General features: G+C 65.5%; 15 protein-coding genes. 3 read left to right on the top strand and 12 right to left on the bottom strand.

The annotated features are described in order from the left end of the window. The first annotated feature begins 120 nt into the window (after positions 1-120). The 3 genes from BBX35_RS01280 (at position 121) to BBX35_RS01290 (ending at position 2436) form a co-directional block, all read left to right on the top strand. Entirely contained in the window at positions 121-1380 is a 1260-nt protein-coding gene (locus BBX35_RS01280; protein WP_244271546.1) for a bifunctional 2-C-methyl-D-erythritol 4-phosphate cytidylyltransferase/2-C-methyl-D-erythritol 2,4-cyclodiphosphate synthase, read from the top strand. A 14-nt stretch (positions 1381-1394) separates the two neighbouring features. Then, positions 1395-1901 carry a CinA family protein gene (locus BBX35_RS01285; protein ID WP_425274568.1) on the top strand — a complete coding sequence of 169 codons (507 nt, stop codon included), beginning with the start codon at positions 1395-1397 and terminating at the stop codon, positions 1899-1901. 82 nt (positions 1902-1983) lie between these two features. Next, positions 1984-2436: a hypothetical protein gene (locus BBX35_RS01290; protein ID WP_067215135.1), complete on the top strand. Its 453-nt coding sequence runs from the start codon at positions 1984-1986 to the stop codon at positions 2434-2436. A gap of 2 nt (positions 2437-2438) precedes the next feature. Here BBX35_RS01290 and BBX35_RS01295 read toward each other — a convergent pair whose 3' ends face one another. The 12 genes from BBX35_RS01295 to BBX35_RS01350 form a co-directional block, all read right to left on the bottom strand. Next, positions 2439-2897: a type II toxin-antitoxin system RatA family toxin gene (locus tag BBX35_RS01295; RefSeq protein WP_067215138.1), complete on the bottom strand. Its 459-nt coding sequence runs from the start codon at positions 2895-2897 to the stop codon at positions 2439-2441. Positions 2898-2958: 61 nt separating this feature from the next. Further along, the gene (gene lipA / locus BBX35_RS01300; protein WP_067215139.1) at positions 2959-3942 is read right to left on the bottom strand and encodes a lipoyl synthase; all 984 of its coding nucleotides are present in this window, start codon (positions 3940-3942) and stop codon (positions 2959-2961) included. Between the two features lie 54 nt (positions 3943-3996). Then, positions 3997-4431 carry an acyl-CoA thioesterase gene (locus tag BBX35_RS01305; RefSeq protein WP_088941620.1) on the bottom strand — a complete coding sequence of 145 codons (435 nt, stop codon included), beginning with the start codon at positions 4429-4431 and terminating at the stop codon, positions 3997-3999. Next, a complete protein-coding gene (locus tag BBX35_RS01310) occupies positions 4428-4667 on the bottom strand; it encodes a GlsB/YeaQ/YmgE family stress response membrane protein (protein WP_067215144.1) in 240 nt (79 codons plus the stop codon). The genes BBX35_RS01305 and BBX35_RS01310 overlap by 4 nt, the downstream gene beginning before the upstream one ends. A gap of 57 nt (positions 4668-4724) precedes the next feature. Then, entirely contained in the window at positions 4725-4973 is a 249-nt protein-coding gene (locus BBX35_RS01315; protein ID WP_067215147.1) for a GlsB/YeaQ/YmgE family stress response membrane protein, read from the bottom strand. Between the two features lie 93 nt (positions 4974-5066). Then, positions 5067-6515 (bottom strand): dihydrolipoyl dehydrogenase, encoded by a 1449-nt coding sequence (gene lpdA, locus BBX35_RS01320; RefSeq protein ID WP_067215149.1) that lies wholly within the window; start codon positions 6513-6515, stop codon positions 5067-5069. A 106-nt stretch (positions 6516-6621) separates the two neighbouring features. Next, entirely contained in the window at positions 6622-8016 is a 1395-nt protein-coding gene (locus BBX35_RS01325) for a pyruvate dehydrogenase complex dihydrolipoamide acetyltransferase (RefSeq protein ID WP_067215151.1), read from the bottom strand. Between the two features lie 15 nt (positions 8017-8031). Beyond that, positions 8032-9426 carry a pyruvate dehydrogenase complex E1 component subunit beta gene (locus BBX35_RS01330; protein WP_067215153.1) on the bottom strand — a complete coding sequence of 465 codons (1395 nt, stop codon included), beginning with the start codon at positions 9424-9426 and terminating at the stop codon, positions 8032-8034. A gap of 15 nt (positions 9427-9441) precedes the next feature. Then, a complete protein-coding gene (pdhA, locus tag BBX35_RS01335; protein ID WP_067215155.1) occupies positions 9442-10494 on the bottom strand; it encodes a pyruvate dehydrogenase (acetyl-transferring) E1 component subunit alpha in 1053 nt (350 codons plus the stop codon). Positions 10495-10689: 195 nt separating this feature from the next. Next, positions 10690-11028, bottom strand: a complete 339-nt coding sequence (locus BBX35_RS01340) for an FtsB family cell division protein (RefSeq protein WP_208979736.1) — start codon at positions 11026-11028, stop codon at positions 10690-10692. Between the two features lie 87 nt (positions 11029-11115). Continuing rightward, positions 11116-14616 carry a transcription-repair coupling factor gene (mfd, locus tag BBX35_RS01345; protein WP_067215158.1) on the bottom strand — a complete coding sequence of 1167 codons (3501 nt, stop codon included), beginning with the start codon at positions 14614-14616 and terminating at the stop codon, positions 11116-11118. A gap of 48 nt (positions 14617-14664) precedes the next feature. Continuing rightward, on the bottom strand, positions 14665-14961 hold the full coding sequence (locus tag BBX35_RS01350) for an FAD assembly factor SdhE (RefSeq protein WP_067215160.1): 297 nt from the start codon (positions 14959-14961) through the stop codon (positions 14665-14667). Between the last annotated feature and the right edge of the window lie 191 nt (positions 14962-15152).

Here is a 15152-nt window from a genome sequence, read left to right on the forward strand (position 1 = left end):
ACAGAATAGACAATGTCGTTTACGCTGCAAGTGCGAAATTCGCGCGTCCGACATAAGCCTTGTGGATGCGCGGCGAAACCGTCAAAACCGCCGCATCCGCATTGACGACCGGACATGACGATGACCGTGCCCGACACCTTCCCGCCAAGCGCTCCCGCCCGTGCGGCGATGATTATCGTCGCCGCAGGCAAGGGCCTGCGCGCCGGCGGCGGCCTGCCCAAGCAGTACCGCAAGCTTGGCGGCGCGACTGTGCTGCGACGCACAATCGAGGCTGCGCTTGCCTGCGAGCGCGTCTCCGCCGTTCTGGTTCTGATCGGCGACAGCGACGACACGCGTTATGCCGACAGCATCTCAGGCCTCGCCGATCCGCGCCTGTTGCCGCCCGCCAAAGGCGGCGACACACGCCAGCAAACGGTGCTGAACGGCTTGCGTGCGCTGGAAGACTTCGCCCCCGACATTGTCCTCGTCCATGACGGCGCCCGCCCCTTCGTCTCGAAGGACGTTGTAAACGCCTCGATCGACGCGATCGTGAACGGCCATCGTGCGGCAATCGCCGCCGTCCCGGTTTCCGACACGCTGAAGCGCGCGGACGGCGAGAGCGGTGCAATCCTCGGCACGGTGGAGCGCAGCGGGCTTTATGCCGCACAGACGCCGCAGGCCTTCCGCTATAGCGACATTCTGGCCGCGCATGAGGCGGCGGCGCGCGAAGATCGGACCTCCTTCACCGACGATGCGGCCGTTGCCGAGTGGGTCGGCCTGCAGGTCGTGATCACACCCGGCGAGACCGGCAACATCAAGATCACCACGGCGGAGGACCTGCGCCGCCTCGACAACGCCGCCAGGGAGCAGCACATGGAGATGGAAACGCGGGTCGCCACCGCCTACGACGTGCACGCCTTCGAAGCCGGCAGCGGGGTTATCATCGGCGGCATCACCATCCCCCATGACCGCGCTCTGAAGGGGCACTCCGATGCCGACGTCGTGCTGCACGCCCTCACCGACGCGGTGCTGGCGACCATTTGCGATGGCGACATCGGCCATCATTTCCCGCCCAGCGATCCGCAGTGGCGCGGTGCGCCGTCCGACCAGTTCCTCATCTACGCGGTCGACCGCCTGCGCCAGCGCGGCGGCCGCATCTCCCATCTCGATGTCACCATCGTCTGCGAGCGCCCGAAGATCGGCCCGCATCGCGAGACGATGCGCGCGCGTATCGCCGAGATTTGCGGCGTACCGCTGCACCGGGTATCGGTAAAGGCCACCACGTCGGAACGGCTCGGCTTCACGGGCCGGGAGGAAGGCATCGCAGCCCTGGCGACCGCCACCGTGCGCCTGCCGGCCGAGGACGACGACGAAGCACTTGCCGAAGGAGCCAGGCCGTGACCGATCTTGCCCGCATCGAGGACAGCGCCGCCCGGGTGATCCGCGAGGCAAGCGCCGCCAAGCTGATGCTGGCTACGGCCGAATCCTGCACCGGCGGCCTCATCGCCGGAGCGCTCACGGAAATCGCCGGCTCCTCCTCGGCAGTCGACCGCGGCTTCGTGACCTATTCGAACGAGGCGAAGAGCGACATGCTGGGCGTGCCGGCCGAGCTGATCGCCCGCGTCGGCGCGGTCAGCCGCGACGTCGCCATCGCCATGGCGGAAGGCGCTCTTGCCGAATCCCGCGCCGACATCACCGTTGCGGTCACCGGCATCGCCGGGCCGGGCGGCGGCTCGGCGGACAAGCCGGTCGGCCTCGTCCACATGGCGCTGGCAGCCAGGGGCCTGCCGACCCATCATGAGGAATTGCGCTTCGGCGATATCGGGCGCAGCGACGTGCGACTTGCCACGGTGGAGCGCGCGCTGGCCGGCCTGTCGCAGTCCATCGCTAAAGTTTTATCGGCTCGGGAAACGAGCGACTGACCACATCGGCAAGGTTTTTCCCCGGTTAATTGTTTTTTCTGGGGAATGCACCCAAGGTCCTGTTCAAACAGGGACATGTTACATGCGTAAGACCTGCCTGACCTTTGTGCTCGCAATTGCCCTGCCCGCAGGTGCCCTTGCCGGCGACATCCATATGATCTCGCGCCATTCCGACGGCTCTTTTTATGGCAGCCACAAGGTGTTCACGCGAGCCGGCGAGAATCTCTACGAAATCGCGCTTTGCGGCCAGGCCTACTACGCCCGCGCGGCAACGGTCGCCTGGATGAACTACGAGGCCGAGGAAGGCCGCGATGTCGGTCTGGAAATCAATCAGGGGAAGGGCTGGTACCGGATCTGCGAGGAGCCGAACGAGCAGGTCAAGCTCGCCGATATCGGCATCGAAGGCACCAATGCGGAAGTGATGCGCGCCAGCGAAGAGGCGATGAACCGCCGCATGCGCTTCATCTATATCCGGCAGGTGTTCTCCAAATACGGGAACTCCGGCGCAGCGTCTTCATCCTATCACGCGCGCTGACGTCAGCTCGAAGAGCCGTAGACGACGTCGGCCCGCGCCTCGAACGCATCCGAGAACTTGCGGAACGCGCGATCGAACATCGCCGACATGAGCGCGCTCAGCGTGCGGCTCTTGAACTCGTAGGTGATGTCGAACCCGACCTCGCAGGCGCTCTCGCCGATCGGCTTGAATGTCCAGACATTCTCCAGATGCCGGAACGGCCCGTCGAGATATTCGACGAGAATGCGGCCGGCCGCCGGGTCCAGGGTCACGCGGCTGGTAAAGGTCTCGCGGAACAGCTTGTAGGCGACGGTCATGTCGGCCACGAGCATCTCGCGCCCTTCGCCGAGGTCCTTGCGCCCCCTCACCTGCAGTTTCTCGCAAAGCGGTACGAATTCGGGATATTTCTCCACATCGGCGACCAGAGCGAACATGTCTTCGCTGCTGTGATCCACCTTGTGGACGGTCTGGAATGACGGCATGTGACTTTCGGTCCTGCGTCTTTCTCGTGTCGACGGCCCGGCGCGTGGCCGGGCCGGAAGATCAGGCGGAAGCGGCCTGCCCGAGCTTGGCGGCACGCGCGCGCTTCAGATCGGCGAAATCCTCGCCCGCATGATGCGACGAACGGGTCAGCGGGCTTGCCGAAACCTTCAGGAAGCCCTTGGCATAGGCGATCTTCTCGAACGCCGTGAACTCGTCCGGCGTCACGAAACGCGCAACCGCATGGTGCTTGGAGCTCGGCTGCAGGTACTGGCCGATGGTCAGGAAGTCGACATCTGCGGTGCGCAGGTCGTCCATCAGCTGCAGAACCTCGTTCCGCTCCTCGCCGAGACCGACCATGATCCCCGACTTGGTGAACATGCTCGGGTCGATCTCCTTGACCTGCTGCAGCAGGCGGATGGAGTGGAAATAGCGCGCACCGGGACGCACCGTAAGATACTTGGACGGCACCGTCTCCAGATTGTGGTTGAAGACGTCGGGCCGCGCGCGAACCACCGTCTCCAGGGCGCCGGGCTTGCGCAGGAAATCCGGCGTCAGCACCTCGATGGTGGTCGAGGGCGCACGCTCGCGGATCGCCTGGATCACTTCGGCGAAATGGCCGGCGCCGCCATCGGCAAGATCGTCGCGGTCCACCGAGGTGATGACGACATGCTCCAGGCCCATCGTCGCAACGGCTTCGGCAACGCCGGTCGGCTCCTTCGGATCGACCGGACCCGGCATGCCGGTGCGCACATTGCAGAAGGCGCAGGCGCGGGTGCAAGTGTCGCCGAGGATCATGAAGCTGGCATGCTTCTTCGACCAGCACTCGCCGATATTCGGACAGCCCGCTTCCTCGCAGACGGTCACGAGGTTGTTCGAGCGCACCACCTGCTGCGTTTCCCGGTAGACGGGAGACGTCGGCGCCTTGACCCGGATCCAGGCAGGCTTGCGCTGGATCGGGTTGTCGGGCCGGTGGGCCTTTTCCGGGTGGCGGGGCCGCTCGGCCTGCGAGTTGCCCTGGGTGACCGTGTCGAGGAGTGTAACCATGGCACCTAAGTGTCGCTGTTGGGGTGAAAGGTCAAGCGGTTCCGCGCCGGTCTGCTATACCGCCGCAGCAGGTCTCATATAGCGTTTGAGCTGCGAAACGGCGGTCTCGCCGAGCGGCTGCGAGCGGCGGGTCGCTTCGTTGACCTGCACCACCACGCTGCGTGCCTTCGCCAGCGGCCGGCCGTCCTGGCAGATCACCTGCTCCAAAGTCACCGAACTGCGCCCGACGCTCGCCACCGCCGTACCGATCTCCACCGTGCCGGGCCACAGGCCTTCGGCAAGGAAGTCGAGCTCCAGCCGGGCGATCACGAAGGAGGCTCCCGGCTCTGCAAGTTCGCCGGCCACATGGAACAGGAGCTCCACCCGGCCGGTCTCCAGAAAGGTCGAATAGACCGCGTTGTTGACGTGTCCCTGCCGGTCCGTATCGCTGTAGCGCAGCTTGTCGCTCGTGCGCAGCGGATAGGCCTCGATGGGTGCCGGCTCGGTCAACTGCGGATCTTCCGCCAGACGAACAGAAGCAGGATCGCCCCCACAGTCGCCAGCACCAACTGGTCGATGAAACCGCCCGAAACGTTCAGCTTGAAGATTTCGGCGAGCTTGCCGCCCACCAGCGCGCCGATCAGGCCGACGATCAGGCTGCCAAAGAAGCCGCCGCGGCTGTCGAGCACGCGATACGCGACGGCGCCTGCGATCAGTCCGATGATGATCCAGAGCAAGATGCCCATTATGTCCTCACCTGAGAACCGGCCGGGTGGACCCGGCCGGTGTTGTCGCCCGGAAGGTCAGGCAATCACCCGCGCCACGAGCACCACCACCACGGCGCCGATCGCCGCAACGATGATCTGGTTCACGAAGGCATTGCCGACATTGATGCTGATGCCGGCCATGTTGAACAGGAAGCCACCGACGAAGGCACCGATCAGGCCGGTGATCAGATAGCGCACGAGGCCGCCACCGCCGATCACCAGGCTGGCGAGCCAGCCGGCAATGAGACCGATGACGCACCAGATGAGGATGTTCTTGACGTCCATGTCGAAAGTCCCCGTTTGCAGGAAGGTGCGGTGAAGCACCCGCCGAGGGTAGACGCTTCATCGCGCAACTCAAGTTCGGACCGGGGCCTGTCCTCAGGCGTTGAGTACCCGGCCATAGGCGTCGAGCACGCTTTCCTTCATCATTTCCGACAGGGTCGGATGCGGGAAGATCGTGTGCATCAGCTCTTCCTCGGTGGTCTCCAGGTTCATGGCGACCACGAAGCCCTGGATCAGCTCGGTCACTTCCGCGCCGACCATGTGGGCGCCGATCAGTTCGCCGGTCTTCTTGTCGAAGATCGTCTTGATCATGCCCTGGTCCTCGCCGAGCGCGATCGCCTTGCCGTTGGCGGCGAAGCTGTAGCGGCCGACGCGGATGTCGCGGCCCTGCTCCTTGGCCTTGGCTTCGGTGAGGCCGACGGAGGCGACCTGCGGATTGCAGTAGGTGCAGCCCGGAATGCGGCTCTTCTCCATCGGATGGACGCCAGGCACGCCGGCGATCTTCTCGATGCAGATGACGCCCTCGTGCTCGGCCTTGTGAGCCAGCATCGGCGGGCCGGCGACGTCGCCGATGGCGTAGATGCCCGGCACGTTGGTCTTGCCGTAGCCGTCGATGACGATGCAGCCGCGGTCGGTCTTGACGCCGAGCGCCTCGAGGCCGAGGCCCTCGATATTGCCCTGGACGCCGACGGCGGAGATCAGGCGGTCGGCGGTGATCTTCTCGACCTTGCCGTCCTTGGTCTCAACATGCGCGGTAACGGAATTCGCGCCCTTCTCGACCTTGGCGACCTTGGCCTCGGTGAGGATCTTGAGGCCGCGCTTTTCCAGCTGCTTGCGGGCGAAAGCGGAGATCTCGGCGTCTTCCACCGGCATGACCTGCGGCATCACCTCGACGACGGTCACTTCTGCGCCCATCGAGCGATAGAAGGAGGCGAACTCGATGCCGATGGCGCCCGAGCCCATCACGACCAGCGACTTGGGCATGACGTCCGGCTTCATCGCCTCGAAGTAGGTCCAGATCAGCTCGCCGTCCGGCTCGATGCCCGGCAGGGCGCGGGGACGCGCGCCGGTCGCAACGATGATGTGCTTGGCGGTGTAGGTGCCCTCGCCCTTGACGCCCTTCGGCACCGGGTTCTGCGGCTCGACCACCGGCTTCGTCGACTTGCCGACACTGATCTCGCCGGGCTTGGTCAGCTTCGCCTCGCCCCAGATCACGTCGATCTTGTTCTTCTTCATCAGGAAGGCGACGCCGCCATTGAGACGGGCCGAGACGCCGCGCGAGCGAGCGACCACGTCCTTGACGTCGGCGGTCATCTTGCCCTCCAGCTTGAGGCCGTAGCTCTTGGCGTGGTTGGCGTGATCGAGGATCTCCGCGGACCGGAGCAGCGCCTTGGTGGGAATGCAGCCCCAGTTGAGGCAGATGCCGCCAAGATGCTCGCGCTCGACGATCGCGGTCTTGAGGCCGAGCTGCGCCGCACGGATGGCCGTGACATAGCCTCCCGGGCCCGAGCCGATGATGATGACGTCGTAGGACGTACCGCTCATGAAAAGTCCTCCAGATAGGACGGCGGGCGCGCCGGAAGGCTGCACCCGGCGGAAACGGAAATGATGGCGAGACGGCCGGCGCCGCCGTGCGGCGCCGGCCTGCTGATTACACCAGCATGCTCATCGGGTTTTCGATGAACTGCCGGAACGCAGACATCAGTTCCGCGCCGAGGGCGCCGTCGACCGCGCGGTGGTCCGTCGACAGGGTCACCGACATGACGGTGGCAATCGCCAGTGCGCCGTTCTTGACCACGGCGCGCTGCTCGCCCGCGCCGACCGCGAGAATGGTCGCGTGCGGCGGATTGATCACGGCAGCGAAGTCCTTGATCCCGAACATGCCGAGATTGGACACGGAGGTGGTGCCGCCCTGGTATTCCTGGGGCTGCAGCTTGCGGCTGCGGGCACGGCCGGCCAGGTCCTTCATCTCGTTGGAGATCGCGGACAGGGTCTTCTCGTCGGCACGGCGGATGATCGGCGTGATCAGGCCGCCGTCGATGGCCACCGCAACGCCGACATCGGCGTGCTTGTGAACCAGCATGCCGCCGTCGGTCCAGCTGGCATTGGCTGCCGGCACCGCCTTCAGCGCCAGCGCATGGGCCTTGATGACCATGTCGTTGACCGAGAGCTTGTAGGCCGGCTTGCCGTCCTTGTCCTTCGGCGCCGCATCGTTGAGCTGGGCGCGAAGAGCCAGCAGAGCATCGAGCTCGCAATCCACCGTCAGGTAGAAATGCGGCACGGTCTGCTTGGACTCGGTCAGACGCTTGGCGATGGTCTTGCGCATGTTGTCATGCGGCACGACCTCGTAGCTGCCTTCCTCGAAGAGCTTGAGTACCTGCGAGTCCGCCATGCCGGACGGCGCAGCGGCCTTGGGAGCCTGAGCCGCCGCGGCGGGCTTGTCGGCCGCAGCAGCCTTCGGCGCCTCCGCGCCCTTGCGCCCGGTGCCTGACTTCAGCGCCTCGTCCACATCGCGCTTGACGATGCGGCCATGCGGACCGGAGCCGGAGATCGCGGCAAGGTCGAGACCGTCCTGCGCGGCAAGCCGTCGCGCGAGCGGCGAGGCAAAGATGCGCTCGCCCTTGTCGCTGGCCGGGGCCGGCGGCGCCTTGGCGGGAGCCGCCTGCTGGTCAGCAGCCGGAGCGGACGGTTCCGACTTGGCAGCAGACTCGGACTTTGCCGGAGCCTCGGATTTCGCCGGAGCTTCCGCCTTGGCCGGTGCAGCATCGGCCTTCGCGGCGCCGTCGAGGGAGGAGGCATCCTCCCCCTCTTCCAGCAGCAGCGCGATGACCTCGTTGACCTTCACACCCTCGCTGCCTTCCGCAACGAGGATCTTGCCGACCGTGCCCTCGTCGACCGCCTCGACTTCCATGGTCGCCTTGTCGGTCTCGATTTCCGCGATGACGTCGCCGGAGGAGACGGTGTCGCCCTCCTTGACCAGCCACCTGGCGAGATTGCCCTCTTCCATCGTCGGCGAGAGGGCCGGCATCAAAATCTTGATTGGCATCGTCTCTTCCCCGCCTCAGGCCGTGTAGGTGACGGCTTTGACCGCGTCGATGACTTCCTTCACCGAAGGCAGAGCCAGCTTCTCGAGGTTGGCCGCGTAAGGCATCGGCACATCCTTGCCGGTGACCCGCAGGATCGGCGCGTCGAGCCAGTCGAACGCCTTCTCCTGGACCTGATAGCCGATCTCCGAGGAGACCGAGCACATCGGGTAGGCCTCTTCCACCGTGACCAGGCGCCCGGTCTTCTTCACCGAGGCGATGATCGTGTCGATGTCGAGCGGACGGATCGAGCGCAGGTTGACCACTTCCGCGGAAATACCCGCAGCCGCCAGTTCCTCGACCGCCTTCATGACGTAGGTCATGCCGATGCCCCAGGAGACGATGGTGACATCGCTGCCCTTGCGCTCGACCTTGGCCTTGCCGATCGGCAGGACGAAGTCCTCGACATCCGGGATCTCGAAGGTCTGGCCGTAGAGGATCTCGTTCTCGAGGAAGACGACCGGGTTCGGATCGCGGATCGCGGCCTTGAGCAGGCCCTTGGCATCGGCCGCCGACCACGGCTGCACGACCTTGAGGCCCGGAACATGGGCGTACCAGGCCGCATAGTCCTGGCTGTGCTGGGCGGCGACGCGGGCCGCCGCGCCGTTGGCGCCGCGGAACACGATCGGCGCGCCCATCTGGCCGCCGGACATGTAGAGCGTCTTGGCAGCGGAGTTGATGATCTGGTCGATCGCCTGCATGGCGAAGTTGAAGGTCATGAACTCGACGATCGGCTTGAGGCCGGCCATCGCCGCCCCGACGCCCAGACCCGTAAAGCCGTGCTCGGTGATCGGGGTGTCGATGACGCGCTTGGCACCGAACTCCTCGAGCAGGCCTTGCGAGATCTTGTAGGCGCCCTGGTACTCGGCGACTTCCTCGCCCATAAGGAAGACGTCGCCGTCGCGGCGCATCTCTTCCGCCATGGCATCGCGCAGCGCTTCGCGGACGGTGGTCTTCACCATCGGCGTGCCTTCCGGCACATCCGGATCGCTGACATCGTCAGGCGCCGGAGCAACGGGCGCTGCGGCAACAGGAGCGGGCTTTTCGGCCGGAGCCTCGGCTTCCTTTTCCTGCGGCGCGGGCGCTGCAGCGGCGGCCTTCGGCGCGGCGTCGAGGGCGGATGCGTCCTCGTCCTCGCCCAGCAGCATGGCGATCGGCGTGTTGACCTTGACGTTCTCGGTCCCCTCGGCAACGAGGATCTTGCCGAGCACGCCCTCGTCGACCGCCTCGACTTCCATGGTCGCCTTGTCGGTCTCGATTTCGGCGATCACATCGCCGGCGGCGACGCTGTCGCCTTCCTTCTTCACCCATTTGGCCAGGGTGCCCTCTTCCATCGTCGGGGAGAGGGCCGGCATCAGAATCTCAATCGGCATCGTACGCTCCCGCGCTCAAAGAAGAATGTCGGTGTAGAGCTCGGATACATCCGGCTCCGGATCCGTCTGCGCGAACTCGGCGGACTCCGCCACGATCTCGCGCACCTCCTTGTCGATGGCCTTGAGGTCGTCCTCGCTCGCCCATCCGTTGTCCAGCAGACGCTTGCGAACCTGCTCGATCGGGTCGTGCTCGGTGCGCATCTTCTGGACCTCCTCCTTCGACCGGTACTTGGCCGGGTCGGACATGGAGTGGCCGCGATAGCGATAGGTGATCATTTCGAGGATGTACGGGCCCTTGCCCGAGCGGCAATGCTCGAGAGCCTTCTCGCTGGCCGCCATGACGGCACGCACGTCCATGCCGTCGACCTGCTCGCCCGGAATGCCGAACGAGGCGCCGCGCTGGGACAGATCCGTCGTCGCCGAGGCGCGCTCGACGCTGGTGCCCATGCCGTACTTGTTGTTCTCGATGACGTAGACCACGGGCAGCTTCCACAGCTGCGCCATGTTGAAGCTCTCGTAGACCTGGCCCTGGTTGGAGGCGCCGTCGCCGAAGAAGGTCATCGCGACCGCACCGTTCTCACGGTAGCGGTTGGCAAAGCCAAGGCCGGTGCCGAGCGAGACCTGGGCGCCGACGATGCCGTGACCGCCGTAGAACTGCTTTTCCTTGGAGAACATGTGCATGGAGCCGCCCTTCCCCTTGGAATAGCCGCCCCGGCGTCCGGTCAGCTCGGCCATGACGCCCTTCGGGTCCATGTCCATGGCGAGCATGTGGCCGTGATCACGATAGCCCGTGATCATCTGGTCGCCGTCCTTGGATGCCATGCGCATGCCGACGACGACCGCTTCCTGGCCGATGTAAAGGTGACAGAAGCCGCCGATCAGGCCCATGCCATAAAGCTGGCCGGCCTTTTCCTCGAAGCGGCGGATGAGCAGCATGTGCCGATAGGCACCCAGTTCCTGCTCCTTGGTGAACTCTACGATCGCGGGCGACGATTTGGCCGCCCCTCCCTTCGACCGGGCAGCGCTCTTCGAGCGTGCACCGGAGGTCTTGCCAGACGTTCCAGCCATGTCCCTCGTCTCGGTTTTGCGTCCCTTGCAGGACGGCGTTTCCCCTTCAGCAATCTAGCGGAAGGTACGCGAGGCGAAAAGTCAATGAAAGCCGGAAGTTGCCGACACAAGAATCGATTTATGATTTTGATATAAAAGGCATTTTTCAGATTTAACCGCAATTCGGTTCAATATACGTTCTGAACCGGATTTTGGTTATTCTGCAGAGGCATGGCTCGGACGCAGGATGGCAAGCTCCTGCGGATGGACCAGATTGAGGCTGGCACGCGCCCGCTCGTCGATCATGTCCGGATCGAGGCTTTCAGGGCGCAGCAGCATCACGCGCCTCAGCAATTCTTCGCGTTCCCCGCGCACCACCGCAAGCTCTTTTTCGAGCTCGGCATAGCGATGCTCGATGCGGGCCTTGCCCACGAGACCGAGCTCGCCGTTCAGCGCGTGAAAGGCGAAGTAGGCGACAAGCCCCACGGCAATCGCGGGCACCGTGAGGCGCTGGCGAAGGGTGCGGCGGCGGTAACGGGTGGAATTGAACGGCACGGAAGCGACCCGACTCGATACGAACAGTTCGACGGGACCACTATCGGCCAACAGCCTTAATGGTTGGTTGCCGCCCGGGCGAAAGGCTCAGGCGGCAGCAGTTTCGGCCTCAGCAAGGCGCACCAGCTTGAGCAGGACGGCAGCGCTGCCCTTGAGCCGCTGCTCGGCGCTGTCCCAGTCGCGCACCAGAACCACCTTCTGATCGGGCCGGATCTTCGCCAGCACACCCTGCTCGGCGATATAGGCGACGAGCCCCGCCGGATTGGCGAACGAGCCATTGCGGAAGGCGATGACCACGCCCTTCGGCCCGGCGTCGATCTTCTCCACGTTCGCCCGGCGGCACAGCCCCTTGATGAAGACGATCTTCAGCAGGTGCTCGACTTCCTCCGGCAACGGTCCGAACCGGTCGATGAGCTCGGCGCCGAACGCATCGATCTCCTCCGGCGCGGAGAGATCCGCAAGGCGGCGATAGAGCGACAGGCGCAGCGGCAGGTCGGCGACATAGTCCTCCGGAATGAGAACCGGCGTGCCGACCTGGATCTGCGGCGACCAGGTCTCCTCGGCCTCGGTGTCGTCGCCGGTGCGCAGTTGTGCCACGGCCTCCTCCAGCATCTGCTGGTAGAGCTCGAAGCCGACCTCCTTGATGTGGCCCGACTGCTCCTCGCCCAGCAGGTTGCCGGCACCGCGAATGTCGAGATCGTGGCTGGCAAGCTGGAAACCGGCGCCGAGGCTGTCGAGCGACTGCAGCACCTTGAGCCGGCGGTCGGCGGTGGTCGTCAACGACTTGTTGGCCGGCACCGTGAAGAGCGCATAGGCTCTCGTCTTCGACCGGCCGACACGCCCGCGCAGCTGGTAGAGCTGGGCAAGGCCGAACATGTCCGCCCGGTGGACGATCAGCGTGTTGGCGGTCGGAATATCGAGGCCCGACTCCACGATGGTCGTCGACAGAAGCACGTCGTACTTGCCCTCGTAGAAGGCGTTCATGACGTCTTCCAGCTCGCCCGGCGCCATCTGGCCATGCGCCACCGCGACCTTCACCTCCGGCACGTTCTGCTCGAGGAAGGCCTTCTGGTCGGCAAGATCCGAGACGCGCGGACAGACATAGAAGCTCTGGCCGCCGCGATAGCGCTCGCGCAGCAGCGCCTCGCGCACCACCACCGGATCGAACGGCGAGATGAACGTGCGCACGGCAAGCCGGTCCACCGGCGGTGTCGCGATCAGCGACAGTTCCCGCACGCCGGTCAGCGCCAGCTGCAGGGTGCGCGGGATCGGCGTCGCCGACAGGGTCAGCACATGCACTTCGGATTTCAGCTCCTTGAGCTTCTCCTTGTGCTTCACGCCGAAATGCTGCTCCTCGTCGATGATCAGCAGACCGAGATCGCGGAAGGTGACGCCCTTGCCGAGCAGGGCGTGGGTGCCGACGACGATATCGACCGAACCGTCGGCAAGACCCTTCTTGGTCGCCGCAAGATCCTTGGCCGGCACCAGCCGCGAGGCGTGGGCGACATTGATCGGCAGGCCCTGGAAGCGCTCGGAGAACGTCTTGAAGTGCTGGCGGGCCAGCAGCGTCGTCGGCACTACCAGTGCAACCTGACGGCCGGTCATGGCCGCGATGAAGGCAGCGCGCAGGGCGACCTCGGTCTTGCCAAAACCGACGTCGCCGCAGACCAGCCGGTCCATCGGGCGGCCGGACGCGAGATCCTCGAACACCGCATCGATGGCGTTGAGCTGGTCCTCGGTCTCGTCATACGGGAAGCGCGTCGCAAACTCGTCGTAGACGCCTTCCGGCGGAACGATGGGCGGTGCCGTGCGCAGCGCCCGGGCAGCGGCGGTCTTGATCAGCCCGTCGGCTATCTCGAGGATCCGCTTCTTCATCCGGGCCTTGCGGGCCTGCCAGGCTCCGCCGCCCAGCTTGTCGAGCTGCGCCTCGGTGTCTTCCGATCCGTAACGGGTCAGAAGCTCGATGTTCTCCACCGGCAGGAACAGCTTGTCGCCGCCGGCATATTGCAGCTCGAGGCAATCGTGCGGCGCGCCGGCCGCCTCGATGGTGCGCAGACCGATGAAGCGGCCGATGCCGTGGTCGACATGCACCACGAGGTCGTTCTGGGCAAGGCTTGCGGCCTCGGTCAGGACGTTGGCGCCCGACGCCTTGCGGCGACGCTGGCGCACCAGACGGTCGCCGAGAATGTCCTGCTCGCAAATGACGGTCAGGCCGTCGACCTCGAAGCCCTGCTCGATGCCGAGCACGGCGAGTGCTGCCATGCCCCTGGGCAGGCCCAGCGCATCGCGGTCGGTCGCAACCGGCGCGGCCCGGTCGAGCCCGTGGTCGGCCAGCACATGCGACAGGCGCTCGCGCGATCCTTCGCTCCAGCAGGCGATGACGATGCGGTCTCCGGCCTTGCGGCGAGCGCTGGCATGCGCCGCCAGCGCGTCGAAGACGTTGACATCGCCGGCCGAGCGTTCGGCCGCGAAGCTGCGACCCTGCCGGCCGCCGAGTTCGAGCACCTGCTGCCCCGTGCCCGGCGGCACGTCGAAGGCCGAAAGCCGCAGACTCGCACCATCGGCAAGCGAGGTCGCCCACTCATCGCCCGTCAGATAGAGCGCATCCGGCGCCAGCGGCTTGTACGGCACCGAACCGGAGCCGCCGGCCTTGCCCATCGCGTCGACGCGCGCCTGGTAGTGCTCGGAGATCTGGTCCTGGCGCTCACGCACCACATCGTCGATGGACGACGACAGGACGAAAGGCACGCCCGCGCAATAGTCGAACAGGGTGGCGAGTTGCTCGTGGAACAGCGGTAGCCAGTGCTCCATGCCGGCATAGCGCCGGCCTTCGCTGATCGACTGGTAGAGGATGTCGTCCCGGTCCGTCGCGCCGAAGCCCGCGACATAGCCCTTGCGGAAACGGGAGATCGCCTCTTCCGTCAGCACGACCTCGCTCATCGCGACAAGATCGAGATGCTTGATCTGCCGCGTGGTGCGCTGGGTCTCGGTATCGAAGGTACGCAGCGACTCCAGCGTGTCGCCGAAGAAGTCGAGACGGACGGGCGCTTCCATTCCCGGCGCGAAGACATCGACGATGCCACCGCGCACGGCGTACTCGCCCGTATCCTGCACCGTCGAGGAGCGCACGAAGCCGTTGGTCTCCAGCCACGACACCAGCCCGCCGAGGTCGACCCGATTGCCCGGGCGCGCGCTCCAGCTCTGGCTGCGGGCAAAATCCGGCACCGGCACGCGCTGCAGGGCGGCGTTGGCGGTCGTGAGCAGGATGGTCGGCCGCTCCAACGCCCCGCCCCCGCCGGCCAGCCGGCTGAGTGAGGTCAGTCGCCTGGCGACCAGCGCAGAGGTCGGTGAAACGCGGTCATAGGGCAGACAATCCCAGGCCGGCAGGTCGAGCACATCGCAATCGGGCGCGAAATAGGCCAGAGCATCCTGCACGCTGCGGGCATGGCTGGCATCGCGCGCCACGAAGACGAGGGAAAGGCCCGGCCCGGCATCCTTGATGAGAGCCGCCAGCACATAGGCTTCCGCACCATCCGGCACGCCGGTAATGACGGCATTGCCCGTCTTGAGGGAGAGTTTGTCGACCACGATTCGGTTCCCGGCAGCCGGCCGCACCCCATGCGACCGGCGGAGTGTTTAGCTGCTCTGGCTGCGATAGGCGGCGATGGCGCGATAAAGCTCCGTATCGTGCTCCGCCGGCACCGGCTTGTTGCCGATCATCCAGGCGAACAGATCCTGGTCGGACACGTCCATCAACAGTTCCAGCGTGGCCAGATCCGCCTCGCTCATCGTTGCGATGTTATCGCCCACGTATCCGCCGAGGAGAATGTCCATCTCCTTCATGCCGCGATGCTGGCAGCGGTAGAGAATGCGCTTGCGCCGCGCATTGTCGTCGTCGCGTTCGCTTTCGGACGTGACCGTACGGTCTGCCATGCCGTTTCCTTTGCCTTCGCATGCATCCCTGGGGATGCCTCTGCCCGGCCGTATGGGTGCGGCCTTGACAGAACCCTGATCGTGCGCGGGTTATAGCGGTCCCCGCGTGAAACTCAATGCACGGGGCTGCCGCGGGTTCCAGCGACCTCGACTTCGGCAGCATGTCCACCAGCCAGAAGACCGGCCCGCGT

The organism is Stappia indica, from assembly GCF_001696535.1.
GTDB classification, from domain to species: domain Bacteria; phylum Pseudomonadota; class Alphaproteobacteria; order Rhizobiales; family Stappiaceae; genus Stappia; species Stappia indica.

Bases quoted from the DNA above. Each gene is read 5' to 3' on its own strand.
- BBX35_RS01280 (WP_244271546.1), top strand. From the start codon at position 121: ATGACCGTGCCCGACACCTTCCCGCCAAGCGCTCCCGCCCGTGCGGCG.
- BBX35_RS01290 (WP_067215135.1), top strand. From the start codon at position 1,984: ATGCGTAAGACCTGCCTGACCTTTGTGCTCGCAATTGCCCTGCCCGCA.
- BBX35_RS01295 (WP_067215138.1), bottom strand. From the start codon at position 2,897: ATGCCGTCATTCCAGACCGTCCACAAGGTGGATCACAGCAGCGAAGAC.
- lipA (WP_067215139.1), bottom strand. From the start codon at position 3,942: ATGGTTACACTCCTCGACACGGTCACCCAGGGCAACTCGCAGGCCGAG.
- BBX35_RS01310 (WP_067215144.1), bottom strand. From the start codon at position 4,667: ATGGGCATCTTGCTCTGGATCATCATCGGACTGATCGCAGGCGCCGTC.
- BBX35_RS01315 (WP_067215147.1), bottom strand. From the start codon at position 4,973: ATGGACGTCAAGAACATCCTCATCTGGTGCGTCATCGGTCTCATTGCC.
- lpdA (WP_067215149.1), bottom strand. From the start codon at position 6,515: ATGAGCGGTACGTCCTACGACGTCATCATCATCGGCTCGGGCCCGGGA.
- BBX35_RS01325 (WP_067215151.1), bottom strand. From the start codon at position 8,016: ATGCCAATCAAGATTTTGATGCCGGCCCTCTCGCCGACGATGGAAGAG.
- BBX35_RS01330 (WP_067215153.1), bottom strand. From the start codon at position 9,426: ATGCCGATTGAGATTCTGATGCCGGCCCTCTCCCCGACGATGGAAGAG.
- pdhA (WP_067215155.1), bottom strand. From the start codon at position 10,494: ATGGCTGGAACGTCTGGCAAGACCTCCGGTGCACGCTCGAAGAGCGCT.
- BBX35_RS01350 (WP_067215160.1), bottom strand. From the start codon at position 14,961: ATGGCAGACCGTACGGTCACGTCCGAAAGCGAACGCGACGACGACAAT.